Source organism: Plantactinospora sp. BB1, assembly GCF_003030385.1.
Lineage (GTDB): Bacteria > Actinomycetota > Actinomycetes > Mycobacteriales > Micromonosporaceae > Plantactinospora.
In genome coordinates this window covers 2,291,849-2,306,352 of the sequence record NZ_CP028159.1, presented here as the reverse complement: position 1 = coordinate 2,306,352, position 14,504 = coordinate 2,291,849, and the positions used below count along the sequence as shown (strand labels likewise).

15 protein-coding genes are annotated in these 14,504 nt (G+C 71.0%); 5 read left to right on the top strand and 10 right to left on the bottom strand.

Annotated elements, in window-relative coordinates:
* The first annotated feature begins 56 nt into the window (after positions 1-56).
* Entirely contained in the window at positions 57-797 is a 741-nt protein-coding gene (locus tag C6W10_RS09980) for a TetR/AcrR family transcriptional regulator (protein WP_107263810.1), read from the top strand.
* Here C6W10_RS09980 and C6W10_RS09975 read toward each other — a convergent pair.
* The 6 genes from C6W10_RS09975 to C6W10_RS09950 all read right to left on the bottom strand — a co-directional run bounded on the left by C6W10_RS09975 (position 776) and on the right by C6W10_RS09950 (position 6,323).
* Positions 776-1,744: an NAD(P)/FAD-dependent oxidoreductase gene (locus C6W10_RS09975; RefSeq protein ID WP_107257826.1), complete on the bottom strand. Its 969-nt coding sequence runs from the start codon at positions 1,742-1,744 to the stop codon at positions 776-778. The two genes, C6W10_RS09980 and C6W10_RS09975, sit on opposite strands and share 22 nt — an antisense overlap.
* A gap of 112 nt (positions 1,745-1,856) precedes the next feature.
* Complete coding sequence (locus tag C6W10_RS09970; RefSeq protein WP_107263809.1) at positions 1,857-2,501, bottom strand: rhomboid family intramembrane serine protease; 645 nt, start codon at positions 2,499-2,501, stop codon at positions 1,857-1,859.
* Between the two features lie 190 nt (positions 2,502-2,691).
* Positions 2,692-3,381 (bottom strand): lytic transglycosylase domain-containing protein, encoded by a 690-nt coding sequence (locus C6W10_RS09965; RefSeq protein ID WP_107257825.1) that lies wholly within the window; start codon positions 3,379-3,381, stop codon positions 2,692-2,694.
* A 306-nt stretch (positions 3,382-3,687) separates the two neighbouring features.
* Entirely contained in the window at positions 3,688-5,106 is a 1,419-nt protein-coding gene (locus tag C6W10_RS09960) for a PhoH family protein (protein ID WP_107257824.1), read from the bottom strand.
* A 362-nt stretch (positions 5,107-5,468) separates the two neighbouring features.
* Positions 5,469-5,801 (bottom strand): hypothetical protein, encoded by a 333-nt coding sequence (locus C6W10_RS09955; RefSeq protein WP_107257823.1) that lies wholly within the window; start codon positions 5,799-5,801, stop codon positions 5,469-5,471.
* A 162-nt stretch (positions 5,802-5,963) separates the two neighbouring features.
* The gene (locus C6W10_RS09950) at positions 5,964-6,323 is read right to left on the bottom strand and encodes a hypothetical protein (RefSeq protein WP_107257822.1); all 360 of its coding nucleotides are present in this window, start codon (positions 6,321-6,323) and stop codon (positions 5,964-5,966) included.
* 264 nt (positions 6,324-6,587) lie between these two features.
* Between C6W10_RS09950 and C6W10_RS09945 the strand changes: the two genes are divergently transcribed.
* The 3 genes from C6W10_RS09945 (at position 6,588) to otsB (ending at position 8,637) form a co-directional block, all read left to right on the top strand.
* The gene (locus C6W10_RS09945; RefSeq protein WP_107257821.1) at positions 6,588-7,028 is read left to right on the top strand and encodes a helix-turn-helix transcriptional regulator; all 441 of its coding nucleotides are present in this window, start codon (positions 6,588-6,590) and stop codon (positions 7,026-7,028) included.
* A 159-nt stretch (positions 7,029-7,187) separates the two neighbouring features.
* The gene (locus C6W10_RS09940; protein ID WP_107257820.1) at positions 7,188-7,559 is read left to right on the top strand and encodes a hypothetical protein; all 372 of its coding nucleotides are present in this window, start codon (positions 7,188-7,190) and stop codon (positions 7,557-7,559) included.
* Positions 7,560-7,812: 253 nt separating this feature from the next.
* Entirely contained in the window at positions 7,813-8,637 is an 825-nt protein-coding gene (otsB, locus tag C6W10_RS09935; RefSeq protein ID WP_107257819.1) for a trehalose-phosphatase, read from the top strand.
* Between the two features lie 43 nt (positions 8,638-8,680).
* On the opposite strand, the gene C6W10_RS09930 is transcribed toward otsB, so the two are convergent.
* The 4 genes from C6W10_RS09930 to C6W10_RS09915 form a co-directional block, all read right to left on the bottom strand.
* Entirely contained in the window at positions 8,681-9,451 is a 771-nt protein-coding gene (locus C6W10_RS09930; protein ID WP_107257818.1) for an isoprenyl transferase, read from the bottom strand.
* Between the two features lie 17 nt (positions 9,452-9,468).
* Entirely contained in the window at positions 9,469-10,617 is a 1,149-nt protein-coding gene (locus C6W10_RS09925; protein ID WP_107257817.1) for a geranylgeranyl reductase family protein, read from the bottom strand.
* Between the two features lie 11 nt (positions 10,618-10,628).
* Positions 10,629-11,519 (bottom strand): hypothetical protein, encoded by an 891-nt coding sequence (locus tag C6W10_RS09920; protein WP_107263808.1) that lies wholly within the window; start codon positions 11,517-11,519, stop codon positions 10,629-10,631.
* A 121-nt stretch (positions 11,520-11,640) separates the two neighbouring features.
* On the bottom strand, positions 11,641-13,512 hold the full coding sequence (locus tag C6W10_RS09915) for a phosphoenolpyruvate carboxykinase (GTP) (protein ID WP_107257816.1): 1,872 nt from the start codon (positions 13,510-13,512) through the stop codon (positions 11,641-11,643).
* A 457-nt stretch (positions 13,513-13,969) separates the two neighbouring features.
* Between C6W10_RS09915 and C6W10_RS09910 the strand changes: the two genes are divergently transcribed.
* A complete protein-coding gene (locus tag C6W10_RS09910) occupies positions 13,970-14,464 on the top strand; it encodes a GtrA family protein (RefSeq protein WP_234359195.1) in 495 nt (164 codons plus the stop codon).
* Positions 14,465-14,504 lie beyond the last annotated feature (40 nt).

Sequence of the window (14,504 nt, the reverse complement as noted above, 5' to 3'; positions counted from 1 at the left end):
CTCATATTCGGCACCGGTGCGCTCGGCAGACCACCGGGGTGTGGCAGGGTGGCGGCATGTCCGCACCATCGATCCGGGCCCGGGTCCGCGCCGAGATGACCGAGGAGATCAAGGCGGTCGCCCGGCGGCACCTCGCGACCGAGGGCGGCAACCTCTCGCTCCGGGCCGTCGCCCGGGACCTCGGCATGGTCTCGTCGGCCGTCTACCGGTACTTCCCGAGCCGGGACGCGCTGCTCACCGTGCTGATCGTGGAGGCGTACCAGGCGCTCGGCGACGCGGCCGAGGCGGGTGACGCGGCGGTCGACCGGCACGACCTGCGCGGACGCTGGCTGGGGGTGAGCCACGCCGTACGGGCCTGGTCACTCGCACACCCCGCCGAGTACGCGCTGCTGTACGGCAGCCCGGTGCCCGGCTACGCCGCCCCGGCCGAGACCGTCGTCCCGGCCCAGCGGGTGGTCTACGCCCTGGTCGAGATCATGGTCGACGGGGCCGCCGCCGGCCGGCTCGCCCCACCCGACGCCACCCCGGTGCCGCCCCCGGTCCGCGCCGACCTGGCCCGGCTGCTCCAGCAACGTCCCGGGGTACTCACCGAGGAGCAGCTCGTCCGCTGCATGGCCGCCTGGAGCCAGCTCTTCGGCCTGGTCAGCTTCGAGGTGTTCGGCCGGCTCGCCCAGGGGGTGGTCGAGGACTACGCGGCGTACTTCGACCACCAGATGCGGCTGATGGCCGACCTGGCCGGCCTACCCGACGAGCCGGGCCGGCCCGACGAGCCGGGTCAGCCCGCGTCGGAGGAGTGACCGGGGAAGAGGTGCGCGGCCGGATTGATCACCACGGCGGCGTTGTTCACCGCCGTCGCCGCCTCGCCGAAGCCGGTGGCGATCAGCCGGACCTTGCCCGGATATTCGGTGATGTCACCGGCGGAGAAGACCCGGGGCAGGTTGGTGACCATGGTGCTGTCGACCAGGATGTGCCGCTTGTCGAGGTCGAGGCCCCACTCGGTCAGCGGGCCGAGGTCGGCGGTGAAGCCCAACGCGGCGACTACGGTGTCGACCGGGATCGTCTCGGTCGGGCCACCCTTGACCGCGATCTCCGCCCCGGTCACCGCGCCCTCGCCGTGCAGGGTCGTCACCTCGGCGTTGACCACGATGCGTACCGGCAGCTCGCGTACCCGGTCGACGGTGGCGGCGTGGGCCCGGAACCTCTCCCGGCGGTGCACCAGGGTGACCGACCGGGCCAGGGGTTGCAGCGCCAGCGCCCAGTCGAAGGCGGAGTCGCCGCCGCCGACGATCAGCACGTCCTGGCCGGCGAGATCGGCCAGGTGCGGCACGAAGAAGACGATGCCGCTGCCGACGAAGTTCTCGGCGGCCGGCAGCGGGCGGGGCGTGAAGCTGCCCAGCCCGGCGGTGACGATGATCGCGCCGCAGTGCAGGATGTCGCCGTTGGCGAGGCTGAGCACCGGCTTGCCGTCCAGGTACGACAGCTTCTCCGCGCGTACCCCGAGCAGGTATTCCGGGTTGAAGGACGCGGCCTGGGTGACCAGGTTGGCGACCAGGTCGCGGCCCTTGATCGACGGGAACCCGGCGACGTCGTAGATGACCTTCTCCGGGTACATCGCGGTGACCTGTCCGCCCGGCTCGGGTAGCACGTCGATGACCGCGACCGACAGCCCACGGAAGCCGGCGTAGTAGGCCGCGAAGAGGCCGGTGGGGCCGGCCCCGATTATCGCGACATCGACCTCACGCATGTGCTCACCGTCGCTCTCCGACTACGGACTGATCAGCGGCTGTGCTGATCCGACCGTAGGCGGACAACAGGCATCGAAGCAATAGCCGTCCCACCCGAGGGTGTACGCAGCGTCAGGGCAGCGTCATGGTCGACTCCGACCGGTACGGGTCGTCGTCGCGGGGCCGGCGCCGCCGGAAGACGATCGCGGCCACCAGCCCGCCGAGCAGCCCGAAGAGGTGCCCCTGCCAGGAGATCGGTTCGTCGGTGGGCAGCACCCCGAGCAGTTGCCAGCCGTAGAGCAGCCCGACCAGCAGCACCACGCCGAAGTTCCACCAGCTCCGCTCGACGATCCCCCGCATGAAGAGCAGGCCGAGGTAGCCGAAGACCACGCCGCTGGCCCCGACCACGATCGACGAGGGCGATCCGGTGATCCACACGCCGATCCCGCTGACGAACATGATCAGGAGCGTGGAGTAGAGGAACCGCCGCGCCCCGGTGGCGAGTACGAAGGTACCGAGCAGGATCAGCGGCACGCTGTTGCTGTAGAGGTGGTCGAAGCCGTGGTGCAGGAACGGCCCGAAGAAGATCCCGTCGAGCCCGGCGATGTTCCGGGGCATGATCCCGGCGGTGGTGTCGAATCCGGCGTTCAGCCAGACGTCGAGCGCCTCGATCACGAAGAGCACCGGCACCACGGCGCACATCGCGACGAAGGCCCGGCCGAGCGCCGCGTAGAACGCTTCGGTGCCGAACCGGTTCGGGTCGTTGCCGCGGGACATCGGGTCGAACGTCACCCTCAAGTTGCTATCAGCTTCCCGGGCCGACCGCCAGCGGAGCACGTCGAGGGGTCGGAAGAGCCCGTGCGAACCTCGGCGCGCTGTCGTCGGGATCTCAGGCCGCTCGGCCACCGGACGGGAAGGGCGGGGGTGCGGACCGATCGGTCCGGACCCCCGCCCTGTCGCGTCGCGCTCAGTACCAGCCGACGTCCTGGGAGTGTGCCCAGGCGTCACAGGGCGTGCCGTAGCGGCCCTTGATGTAGCCCAACCCCCACTCGATCTGGGTCGCCGGGCTGGTCTTCCAGTCGCTGCCGGCCGAGGCCATCTTGCTGCCCGGCAGCGCCTGCGGGATGCCGTACGCGCCGGACGACCTGTTCTCGGCCTTGTGGTTCCAGCCGCTCTCCTTCTTCCAGAGCTTGTCGAGACAGGGCATCTCGGCGAGCTTGAAGCCCTCTTCGAGCAGGAGAGCACAGCCGATCTTGCGGTTACCGCTGTATTCGTTGCACGAGGCGGGGATCGGCCCGGTGTAGGGCTTCGTGGCCTCCTCCGCCTCCTTCTTCTCCTGCTTCTCGCGTTCGCGCTTACGGCTCGCGGCCTGCTCCGCCTTCTTGGCCCGCTCCGCCGCCGCCTTGGCGACCTCGGCCGCCTTGCGGGCGGCCTCCGCCTCGGCGGCCCGCTGCTCGGCGGTGGCTCGGATGTGCGCCGCGTGCCGCTCGCGGAGCAGGTCCCACTCGGCCTGCTGCGCGTCGAACGCCGACTCGGCCTCGATGTTGTGTTGCTGTGCTTCCCGGTCTTCGCCGAGGTAGTAACCGCCGCCGACGCCCCCCACAAGCAGGGCGACCGCGACTCCCCGGACAGCGAACCGGCTCGACAGCCGACTCACAAAGTGGTCCTCTCGTCGGGATCAGGGTCGCGGCGCACCGGAGGCGAAAGGCCCGCTGGTCACGCCGCGAGCGCCCCGACCCGGTGGGCCGCGACCCCGACCGACCGCTGTCCGTCGGTGCCTCCGCCCCGCGAGGAGAACTGATCTCCAGCGATGCCCCCGGGACGTGGGCGCTCGAAGGACACGATTGCGCAAGGTGAGGCGGTTGGGAAATGAGAGGCGGAATTTGTGAACTGGGTCACGCCGTTTTTCGGCATAAACTAGGACAAACTCCCACGCTGCCTCGCCCGCCGATCGGTCGCCCGGCTACAACGGGATGTCCTCCAGCAGGTCGGTGACCACCTCGGCGATCGGGGACCGCTCGGACCGGTTCAGGGTGACGTGGGCGAAGATCGGATGCCCCTTCAGCGCCTCGATCACCGCCGTCACACCGTCGTGCCGACCGACCCGCAGGTTGTCCCGCTGCGCGACGTCGTGGGTGAGCACCACCCGGGAGCCCTGACCCACCCGGGACAACACGGTGAGCAGCACGCCGCGCTCCAGCGACTGCGCCTCGTCGACGATGACGAAGGCGTCGTGCAGGCTCCGCCCCCGGATGTGGGTCAGCGGCAGGACCTCCAGCATCCCCCGGGCCAGCACCTCTTCCATCACGTTCTCGTGCACCACCGCGCCGAGGGTGTCGAAGACCGCCTGGGCCCAGGGCGACATCTTCTCCGCCTCCGAGCCGGGCAGGTAGCCGAGTTCCTGGCCGCCGACGGCGTAGAGCGGGCGGAAGACGATGACCTTCTTGTGCCGGCGCCGCTCCATCACCGCCTCCAGGCCGGCGCAGAGCGCCAGCGCGGACTTGCCGGTGCCGGCCCGGCCGCCGAGCGAGACGATGCCGATCGACTCGTCCAGCAGCAGTTCGAGCGCGACCCGCTGCTCGGCCGAGCGGCCGCGCAGGCCGAACGCCTCCCGGTCACCCCGGACCAGGCGTACGGTCTTGTCCGGCAGTACCCGGCCCAGCGCCGAGCCGCGCGGCGAGTGCAGCACCAGGCCGGTGTGCGTGGGCAGCCCGGCGGCGGCGTCCACGTCCAGCGCCGCGCCCTCGTAGAGCTGGTTGACCTGCTCCTCGGCCAACTCCAGCTCGGCCATGCCGGTCCAGGTCGGATCGCTGGCCTGGCCGTGCCGGTACTCGTCGGCGGTCAGTCCCACCGACGCCGCCTTGACCCGCAGCGGCATGTCCTTGCTGACCAGCGTGACCGGTTGCCCCTCGGCGGCCAGGTTGAGCGCGACCGACAGGATCCGGGTGTCGTTGGACTCGGTACGGAACCCCGGCGGCAGTACGCCGTCGTCGGCGTGGTTCAGCTCCACCCGCAGCGTGCCGCCCGAGTCGTTCGCCGGTACCGGCTGGTCCAGCCGGCCGTGCTTCACCCGCAGCTCGTCGAGCATCCGCAGCGACTGCCGGGCGAACCAGCCCAGTTCCGGGTGGTGGCGCTTCCCCTCCAACTCCGAGATGACCACGAGTGGCACCACCACCTCGTGTTCGGCGAACCGGTGGAAGGCGCCGGGATCGGAGAGCAGTACCGAGGTGTCCAGGACGTACGCCCGGGGTCCTGGTGCGGGCTCCGCACTGGTCGCCGGTTCGGTCGTCCGGGTACGGCGTCCGCTCCTGGCCCGGGCCGGGGTCTTGGTGGCGGCCGGGTTCTGCTCGTCGGCCCGAGGGGTGGTACGGCGATTCGTCACAGGCCTGCTCCGGCGGGTGTGCACCCGTCCACCCGCGTTCCGCCTCGTCCGGTGCCCGGAGACACGGGGTCGGATGCGGGCCCCGTGGCACGTGCAGTCGCAGAGTCCGGGCCGGCCGGCTGGCTCGGGACGACCCCGTGCCATGCGTAGACGCTAACCGGGAGATGCCAGCTTGGGCTAGGGCGGGCGGCTGTGCGACATCGCACGGCACCGGGCGGCGGACCGGCCGGGATGCATGCCCCCTGCGCGCATCCCGGCCGGTGGGATCACCGTCACCGGTCTGACGTGATCCCGACGGTGCGGATCCTCACGGACCTGCGCACCGCGCTCGCGGGTGACCGCTCACCCCACCGCGCCGCCGGTCAGGCGTTCCTGACGGCGAGGGCGTCGGTGGAGTGCCGTCCGCCGTTGGTCGCGGTCCCCGCGAAAGAGGCGCCCGTATACGTCGTTCCCTGACCTACGACGGTGTGGGCGATGTGCGGTGTGGTGGGTGATGGCACCGCCAACACCGAGGCGATGGCCGCCTGCGCCTCCCTGCGTCGACGGTTCCAGGCCCCCCGGTCCCCGTCGAAATATCCCTGCCGGTAACCGAACCGGTAACCGAGCCGGTAGCTGAGCTGGCCGTGCAGCCGCCCGGCCGCGTAGCTGGCCGAGACGAGCAGGAGCAGGAGGAAGACCACGAAGAACGGACTCACCGTGTCTCCTCGCACCGCTCGCCGACGCCAGGTCGCCCGCCGACGCCGGAAGTCCGGGGCCTGAGCCGGCCGGTTCGCTGGTAACTCTCGCTCACCCGATCTCCTCGCTCCGCTCGTCGCTGTCCTTCAGTTCCACACCCGACCGGACGGTCGTCGGCCGGGTCACTTCTCCTCCGGGTCGGAGGAGGTCGGGTCGAGGGAGGTGGGATCGGTGATGAGCAGCCGGTCGAGATCCTCCGTGCTCACCTCCTCGACCAGTTCGACACTGATCCGGCAGCCGTCCAGCACGACCTCGGCGACCGAGGCGCGGCGGATCTCGCCACCGGCGTCGTACACCCGGACGCTCAGCTCGGGGCAGCCGAGGTGGGTACGCCAGGAGTTCCACTCGGCACGGTCACCGACGTTGAGCGAGAGGTAGCGGCAGCCGCGTGCCAGGTAGAGCCGCCATGGCGCACTGAGACCGGCGGCGACGCCGTCGGCGATCAGACCGAATGCCTGGGCCCGGGTTGCTAGTTCGGTCACCGGACTCCTCCAGTCACGAGGGTGTCACCCTCGCGAGCACGAAACGTCTCATGCACGAGACAAACGGTAGGGCGTATCGTACGCGTGACAGTATCAGCTTTTCGTCTGATTACCCCCACACCTACGTACACCTATTGTTGCCACGTGATACCCCTCGACACAAGCAAGAGCACCGCGCGCCGGAAAAGTGAGCCGTTGTCACGCACGCAGTACAGGCTTGCCGCGGTCCCCCCGGAGGCGGGCGGCTGGCCGTACCGTCACCGGGTGCCGGACCGCGCCCACGGACGGAAGATCGCGTTCGCTGCCTTCGTACGCAAGGCACTCGACGACGCCCGCACCACCCGCGCCTGGACCGGCACCGAGGTCTCCCGGCGCACCGGTGTGTCCCGCCAGACCATCAACCGTTGGGTACGCGGCGAGTGGGCCAGCGACCCCGAGGCCGCCCGGGTGGTCGCGTTCTGCGAGGGCCTGGGGCTGGATCCGAGTGTCGCGTTCGGAGTGCTCGGCTGGGACCGGGCCACCCCGTCCCGCCCCGCGCCGAGCGCCCCGCCGATGGACCCGGACGTCGAGGCGCTGCTGCGCCGGCTGGTCGACCCTAACGTCTCGGACGCGGAGAAGTTCCACATTCGAGAGACCATCCGCTATCTGGCGTATCGCCCGCCTCTGCCGCTGGAAGTCCGAAAAGGGCGAAAGCAAGCCGGGTAGTTACTCAGATGGCGCAACTTCGCGCATGAGTCCCAACCAATCAGCTCCAGGAATCAATCAGTCGCGCTAACGTCCCTCTTCGTACTGCTTGGGCTCGTCGTCGGCGGGGGGACGGGACAAGGCCGAATTCAGCCCTGCGGGACAGAAGGAGGGTCAGCCATGACCCTGAAGTGGATGGCTGTCGTTGTCGCGGCGGTCTCCCTGACCTTGTGCGTGACCGCGAACGTGGTGGTCGGGACGGTGCACGGCGGCGACCCGGTGCCGTTCCTCGTGAACGTGCTCGCCATCACCGCCACCGGTACCGCCATCGTGCTGGCCGTCATCGCCGATCTCCACGAGCGGCTCAACGCCCGGATCACCGCACTCACCGAGTTCCTGATCGCCCGACTGAACGAGCTCGACCGCAACACCGGGGACCACAACACCGGGTTCGTCGAGGGCTACCTGCTGAGCCGCAACCAGGACTCGGCTGTGGTGCCGATCGGGCCCCGAATGCACGGCCGCCGGGCGATGCTCGGCGGCGACGACTGAGGGTCGGCCGGGCGGCGACACGACGCCCGACCGCACCGAGGGTCGACCCCGGGCGGGAGACGCCCGAGCCGACCGCGGCGACAAGGGGAGATCGCCGCAGCACCGCCGGCAGGTTGCCGTGCCAGCCACCGGCGGATCAACACCGGTACCGTCGACGGGTTGCCACCGCGACGATCGAGGTTGCCGCCTCGACGAGTGAGACGTTTTCGCTTCGACGTCTGCGGTGGCAACCCGCCGGGGTACGCTGACGCCCGTGCGGCCGATCAACACCGGGGGCGAACCCCCGACCCCTCCTCTGACCGCCGAGCAGGCGTGGCGGGCGACCGCCGAGCGGGCCGGGCGTTGTGTCCTCTTCTTCGACTTCGACGGGACTCTCGCCCCGGTCCGGGACGATCCGACCACCGTCGAGCCGGCCCCGAAGGCGCTGGCCGCGATCACCGCGCTCACCGAGGTGGTGCAGCGGGTGGCGATCGTCTCGGCCCGGCCGGTGGAGTTCCTCCGCGAGCGGTTCGCCGGTGCTCCCGGCGTCGACCTCTACGGCCTCTACGGGCTGGAGCACCTGCACGCCTCGGGCGAGACCGTCACCGTGGAGGCGGCGCTGCCGTTCGTGCCCACCATGGCCGAACTCGCCGACCAGGCCCGGGCCGAGCTGCCCGAGGGCACGCTGGTGGAATACAAGCGGCTCTCCGTCGCCCTGCACTACCGCACCGCCCCGCACCTGGCCGAGCAGGTCGAGCGCTGGGGGCGGGACCAGGCCGACCGGCTGGGCCTGCGGGTGCAGGTCGGCCGGATGGTGCTGGAGTTGAAGCCGCCGGTCGACCGGGACAAGGGAATGGTGATCGACGAGGCGGTCCGGGACGCCGGCTGCGCCTGGTATTTCGGTGACGACGTCTCGGACATCAAGGCGTTCGCGGCGCTGCGGGCCCGCGAGGCGGCCGATCCGGACTTCTTCGGCGTCTGCGTCGCCGTGGCCAACCCGGAGACCGGCGACGAGGTCTCCACCGCCGCCGACCTGAACATCGAGTCGCCGGAGGCGCTCGGCGACTTCCTCACCGAGGCCCTGCACCGGCTCACCTGACCCGGCGCCGCGAAGCGCCACGCCGCTGGTCCGGCGCGGCCGGCTATGCGCCGTAGCGGCGTTGCCGGTTCGCGTACGAGCGCAGTGCGCGCAGGAAGTCGACGTGCCGGAAGTCCGGCCAGTTCAGCTCGCAGAAGTAGAACTCGGAGTGCGCCGACTGCCAGAGCAGGAAGCCGGAGAGCCGCTGCTCGCCACTGGTCCGGATCACCAGGTCGGGATCGGGCTGCCCCCGGGTGTAGAGGTGCTCGGCGATGTGGTCCACGTCGAGCACCTCGGCGAGTTCCTCGATGGTGCCGCCGGCCGCCGCGTGCTCGTAGAGCAGGGACCGGACCGCGTCGGCGATCTCCCGCCGGCCGCCGTAGCCGACCGCGATGTTGACCTGCGCCCCGCCGACCCGGTCCTGGGTGCGCTCCTGCGCCGACTTGAGCGTGATGGCGGTCTGCGCCGGCAGCAGGTCGAGCGCGCCGACCATCCGCAGCCGCCAGGGGTTGCCCTCCTCGGCCAGCTCGACCACCAGGTCCTCGATGATCTGCACCAGCGGGTCCAGCTCGCTGGCCGGCCGGCGCAGGTTGTCGGTGGCCAGCAGATAGAGCGTGACGTGCCCGATCCCGGCCTGGTCACACCAGCCCAGGACATCTTTGATCTTGGCTGCGCCGACCCGGTGCCCGTCGTTGGGGTCGACGTACCCCATCTCCCTGGCCCAGCGCCGGTTGCCGTCGCACATCACCCCGACATGCTTCGGCACGGGTTTACCGGCGAGCTTCGCCGTCAGACGGCGCTCATACACCGAGTAGATCAGGTCGCGCAGACTCATCCCTTGCAGCGTACCGATCAGAATCGACGACGGAAGTGCCGCCCGGCCGAACCGGCCACCGCGCCGGCGACCCTGGTCAATGTCCGGGCGTCCAGCCGGCCGTCACCCAGGCCCAGCTCCACCAGCGTCCGGAAGACCCGGGCGTCCCGCTCGGCCGCCCGGACCACCCCGTCCACCACCGGCGCCCGGCGGGCCAGCCAGGCCACCGCCGAACTGTCCCGCAGGTGAGCGCCGAGCCGCGACCGCAGCGCGGCGGCGTACCGGTCGGCGGCGGCGTGCGGTGCCGTGGCGGCGGCCGCCCCGGCCAGCGCACCGGAGAGGACCGCGTAGAAGATCCCCTCGCCGGTGAACGGGTTGACCAGCGACAGCGCGTCTCCGGCCAGCACGATCCGGCCCCGGCCCGGCGCCGGCCGGCGGGTGGAGAGCGGCAGGTGGTGCGCCCGCAGCCCGGTGACGGTCGACGGGTCGATCTCGGGCAGCAGCGCCGCCAACCGGTCCAGCAGCTCGGTCCGGCGCAGCGGACGGCCGGCCAGCACCTCGCCGTACCCGACGTTCGCCCGCCCGTCCCCGATCGGGAACGCCCAGGCGTAGCCCGGCCAGTGCGCGGCCGAGGTGACGATCCGCTGCTCGGTGGGGCCGGCGGGGTTCGGGGCGTACCCTCGGATGGCCAGCGCCAGGTGCCCGTCCGGATTCGGTCCGTGCCCCAGCGCCCGCCGGACCACCGAACCGGCGCCGTCGGCACCGACCACGGCGCGGGCGGCGATCGTACCGTCGATCACGACCAGGCCGTCGGAGCGCTCGATCCGCCGGACCGCGTGCCGGCGCAGCTCCGCGCCGGCCGCGAGCGCCGCCGCCACCAGCCGGGCGTCGAAGACCCGGCGGGGCACCGTGTACGCCGGCCGGGGCAGCCGCCGCGCCACGTTCCCGCCACCGGGCGCCACCAGCCGCAGCGCCGGCACCGGCCGGTAGCCGGACACCGGGTCGGAAACCCCCAGTTCGGCGAGTACGTCGAGCGCGTGTGCGGCGATCCCGTCCCCGCACGCCTTGTCCCGGGGAAAGTCGGCCCGGTCGAGCAGCAGTACCCGTGCTCCGGCCCGCCGGGCCGCCAACGCGGCGCTGGCCCCGGCCGGCCCGGCACCCACCACCGCCACGTCGACGGTCTCCACCGCCGGTCACCTCAGCCCGGCCGGGCGGCACCGACGGGCGAACCCGCCGGCACCCCGTCCCGGGCCGCCCGGCTCGCCCGGCGCAGCGCGTAGAGGGTCAGCCCGGCGGCCACCACCAGCGGCCCACCGTCCCGGACCAGGCCGTCGACGCCGAGCAGCAGCCAGCAGAACGCCAGGTCGACCGCGACCACCGCCACGCTGACCAGCACCAGCAGGCCGCTCGCCCAGGTCTTGCCCCGGAGCAGGAAGAAGGTGCAGAACAGCACCGCGTAGCTGACCCCGATGCCGATGCCGAACCACAGCACCAGGGTAGGCACCGCGAGCAGCCGGCCGTCGAGAATCGTGCCGACCGCCACCAGACAGGGCACCAGGGTCAGCGGCCCGTACGTGAACGCGGCGACCCGGGCGGTGAGCAGCCAGCCGGTGACCGGCGGCCGGCGCGGGGTGACCTCCCGCCAGGAGATGCCCCGCCGGTCGACGACCAGCCGGCTCGGGTGCCGGACCAGGTACTCCCGCAGCGACGGCGACCGGTAGAGCAGCCAGACGACGGCGACGCAGAGTACGGCCAGTACGGCGAAGCCGAGCACTCCCGGCAGCGCGGGTACGCCGGCCCGGGGCACGATCAGCCGGCCGACCGCGAAGACGGTGGTCACCGCGAGGATCAGCCCGAGCGGGCGGGCACCGGCCCGGCCCCGCCGGACGTGCCGGATCAGGATCAGGAAGCCGAGGGTACGCAGCAGCGCCCAGCCGCTGCGCACCGCCAGCCCGAAGCCGCGCTCGTCGGCGTACCACCAGTTGAGCGCGTCGACCGCGACGGTGGCCGCCGCGGTCGCGGCGAGCAGCCAGGTCAGCACGCGGACGGCGGACGGCCGCCGGACCTCGGTCGCGGCGGCCGTCGTCATGCCGTCGATGATGCCCGACCCGGGCCACCGGCACACCCGCTCGGGCGTGCGGAGCGGGCCGGGCCGGCTGGTCGGCCGGGTGTGCCCGGCGGGCCGAACCCGGCTGGTCGGCCGGCTGTGCCTAGCGGCCCGAGCGCGGCTGGTCCACGCCGACCCGGGCCGCCTCGTCGTCGAGTCGGGCCCGCAGCGCGTCCAGCTCGGCCCAGAGCACGCCGGGCAGCTTGTCACCGAACTTCTCGAACCACTCGGTGATCATCGGCAGCTCGTCGCGCCACTCCTCGACGTCCACCCGGGTCGCGATCCGCAGGTCCTCCGGGCTCATGTCCAGCCCGTCGACGTCGAGCGCGTCCGGGGCCGGTACGAACCCGATCGGCGTCTCGACCGCCTCGCCCCGGCCCTCCAGCCGCTCGACGATCCACTTGAGCACCCGGGAGTTCTCGCCGAAGCCGGGCCAGATGAAGTCGCCGTCGGCGTTCTTGCGGAACCAGTTGACGTAGTAGATCTTCGGCAGCTTCGACTCGTCGCCGTCGGTGCCCTTGCCCATCTCGATCCAGTGCCGGAAGTAGTCCCCGCCGTGGTAGCCAATGAACGGCAGCATCGCCATCGGGTCCCGGCGGACCACGCCGACCTCGCCGGAGGCGGCGGCGGTGGTCTCCGAGGAGAGCGTCGCTCCCATGTAGACACCGTGCACCCAGTCCCGGGCCTCGGTGACCAGCGGGATGGTGTCCTTGCGCCGCCCGCCGAACAGGATCGCGTCGATCGGTACGCCGTTCGGGTCGTTGAACTCGTCGGCGACGATCGGGCACTGGAGCAGCGGGGTGCAGAACCGGCTGTTGGCGTGCGAGGAGAGTTCGCCGCTCTCCGGGGTCCAGTCCCGGCCCTTCCAGTCGATGAGGTGGGCCGGCGGCTCGCTCATCCCCTCCCACCAGATGTCACCGTCGTCGGTCAGCCCGACGTTGGTGAAGATGGAGTTCCCCAGGTCGATGGTGCGCATCGCGTTGGCGTTGGTCTTCCAGCCGGTGCCGGGCGCGACGCCGAAGAGGCCGTACTCGGGGTTGACCGCGTAGAGCCGGCCGTCCGGGCCGAACCGCATCCAGGCGATGTCGTCGCCGATCGTCTCGACCTTCCAGCCCGGGATGGTCGGCTCCAGCATCGCCAGGTTGGTCTTGCCGCAGGCGGACGGGAAGGCGCCGGCGATGTACTTCACCGTTCCCTCCGGCGAGGTCAGCTTCATGATGAGCATGTGCTCGGCGAGCCAGCCCTCGTCCCGGGCCATCACGCTGGCGATCCGCAGCGAGTAGCACTTCTTGCCGAGCAGCGAGTTGCCGCCGTAGCCGGAGCCGTAGGACCAGATCTCCCGGGTCTCGGGGAAGTGCGAGATGTACTTGGTGTCGTTGCAGGGCCAGGCCACGTCCGACTGGCCCGGCTCCAGCGGTGCGCCGACCGAGTGCAGCGCGTGCACGAAGTCCGCGTCCTCCCCCATCCCGGCCAGCACCGTCGTGCCCATCCGGGTCATGATGCGCATGCTCGCCACGACGTACGGGCTGTCGGTGATCTCGACGCCGAACATCGGCTGTTCCGCCTCCAGCGGACCCATGCAGAACGGAATGACGTACATGGTGCGTCCGCGCATCGAACCCCGGTAGAGGTCGGTCATGATGCGCTTCATCTCGGCCGGGGCCATCCAGTTGTTGGTGGGGCCGGCATCGCCCTCGTCGACCGAGCAGATGAAGGTGCGGTCCTCGGCCCGGGCCACATCGCCAGGATCGGTACGCCCCCAGAACGAGTTCGGCTTACGGGCCGGATCGAGGCGTACGAGGGTGCCGGCGTCGACCAGTTCGTCGGTGATCCGGCGCCATTCCTCGTCCGAGCCGTCGACCCAGACCACCTGGTCGGGACTGGTGAGTTCGGCTACCTCTTTGACCCAGGCGAGTAGTTTCGGATGGCTTGTCGGAGCTTGATCGAGACCCCGGATAGTAGCCGGAGCGGCCATGACAGTTCTCCTTTGGTCGACGCTGACCGATTGCAGGGCGTGCGGTGCCGAACAGACCGGCGACCGCGTCGCCTTGTGAAAGCCTGGGATTTCCGTCAGCGTAAACCGAGCCGGCGTTCGGGGCAGCGAGACTGGTTGTGAAGAACTGCACAAGATGCGGCCGGGCTGCGGTAAGGCGATTCTTTCCTCGCTCCCACGCGCAGTTTCACGCAAATCCTTCAGGGCAACCGCATTGCGTCACGGCATCCTCACAGTGGTCAGTGACGCCAGGTGACCCGGACGTCACATCCGACCCTCCGCTCGCCGGACCCGCACGCTCGGCACGCCGGGCCGGACGGGGTCCGGCGCCGCGAGTCGCCGGTTGCGGCCCGTGCGGACGAGCGGCAACCGGTACGCTCAAGCCGTGTCCTCGACCGCCACCGGCGAACAGCCCTCCCTGCCGGATGCACGACGCGGCGTGATTCGCACCCTTCTGGACCGGTTCGGTCACCTGATCCATGAGCTGGGCAAGTTCGGCACGGTCGGCGGGGTGGCCTTCGTGGTCGACTTCGTACTGTTCAACTACGCCAACGCGAGCCTCGGCTGGGAGACCCTCACCGCGAAGACCTTCTCCACGGTCATCGCCGCGACCGTCGCCTTCGTCGGCAACCGGTTCTGGACCTGGCGGCACCGGGAACGCTCCGGCATGGCCCGGGAATACTCGCTCTACTTCTTCTTCAACGCCGTCGGCCTGGGCATCGGCCTCGCCTGCCTGGCCATCAGCCACTACGGGCTCGGCAGCATCTGGCCGGGCGTGTTCAAGTCGCTGGTCGCCGACAACATCGCGGCCAACTTCGTCGGCGCCGCGCTCGGCACCTTCTTCCGGTTCTGGTCCTACCGCCGGTTCGTCTTCGTCGGCCCGGCGGCCGCCGACGCACCGGATGTGATCACGCAGAGTCACAAGAGGCAGTGACCGGCAACCCACCTCCGTCCGGTCGGCGCACCCGGCGCCC

What these genes read in the sequence shown, in the direction of transcription:
- C6W10_RS09980 (WP_107263810.1), top strand. Translation starts at nt 57, where the DNA reads ATGTCCGCACCATCGATCCGGGCCCGGGTCCGCGCCGAGATGACCGAG.
- C6W10_RS09975 (WP_107257826.1), bottom strand. Translation starts at nt 1,744, where the DNA reads ATGCGTGAGGTCGATGTCGCGATAATCGGGGCCGGCCCCACCGGCCTC.
- C6W10_RS09970 (WP_107263809.1), bottom strand. Translation starts at nt 2,501, where the DNA reads ATGTCCCGCGGCAACGACCCGAACCGGTTCGGCACCGAAGCGTTCTAC.
- C6W10_RS09940 (WP_107257820.1), top strand. Translation starts at nt 7,188, where the DNA reads ATGACCCTGAAGTGGATGGCTGTCGTTGTCGCGGCGGTCTCCCTGACC.
- C6W10_RS09930 (WP_107257818.1), bottom strand. Translation starts at nt 9,451, where the DNA reads ATGAGTCTGCGCGACCTGATCTACTCGGTGTATGAGCGCCGTCTGACG.
- C6W10_RS09920 (WP_107263808.1), bottom strand. Translation starts at nt 11,519, where the DNA reads ATGACGACGGCCGCCGCGACCGAGGTCCGGCGGCCGTCCGCCGTCCGC.
- C6W10_RS09915 (WP_107257816.1), bottom strand. Translation starts at nt 13,512, where the DNA reads ATGGCCGCTCCGGCTACTATCCGGGGTCTCGATCAAGCTCCGACAAGC.